Annotated in this window: 1 pseudogene; it reads right to left on the minus strand. The window is 73.0% G+C overall.

The annotated features are described in order from the left end of the window. Positions 1-797, minus strand: a pseudogene (locus tag ELR45_RS41560) (phenylalanine--tRNA ligase subunit beta); the annotation flags it as partial.

The following is a 797-nucleotide window of genomic DNA, read 5'->3' on the forward strand; positions in this document are numbered from 1 at the left end:
GAGGCCGAGCGCTCCGGCCCCCACCAACCCGTCGGCTCGCGGTCTCCGGCCAACGCCACCGCGATCCGTCGGGGCTGGTCCGGAACCGCTGCTTCCAAGGCGGCCAGTTCGTCGTCCGTGGGGCGACGGTCCACCGGGAGCCGCGGCGGCACCGGCTGCGCGCCGGCGGACGGGCGGAACACCAACCCGGTCTCGTAAAGGGCAACGTCGACCGCGCCCCGGCCGACGTTGCGCCGCAACGTCGCGAGCAAACCCGCCAGCAATGTGGTGCGCAACAGCGGCTGCTCATCCGAGATGGGGTTGGCCAGCCGCGTCGCGCGACGACGGCCGTCGTCCGCGGGGAACCCGAGTGCGTCGAACTCTGCCTCGCCCACGAACGGGTACGACGGCGCCTCCACGTACCCGGCGGCAGCGACGGCGCGCTCGACGCGACGACGCAGCCGCTGTGCCGGCGTGTACCCGCGGCCAGGTGGGGCGATCGGGAGCACCGATGGCATGGCGTCGTAGCCGTGCAGCCGCGCGACCTCCTCCACCAGGTCGTACGGGTCTGTCAGGTCCGGGCGCCAGGTGGGCGGAACCACGCTCAGCCGGCCCAGGGCCGTCTCGGTGACCTCGGCGCCGACCGCGGTCAGCAGTTGCCGCACCTCGTCGTCGGCATAGTCGACACCCACGACGCGACTGGGCAGGCTGACGTCAATCTCGACTGCCGGCGGGACGGGTGTCGTTCCCACCATGGTCACAGCAGGCTCATGCGTCGCGCCGCCGAGCTCGACGAGCAGGTCAGCGACGCGCGTGGC

The sequence above is a fragment of the Phytoactinopolyspora endophytica genome (assembly GCF_004138495.1).
Taxonomy (GTDB): Bacteria; Actinomycetota; Actinomycetes; order Jiangellales; family Jiangellaceae; genus Phytoactinopolyspora; species Phytoactinopolyspora endophytica.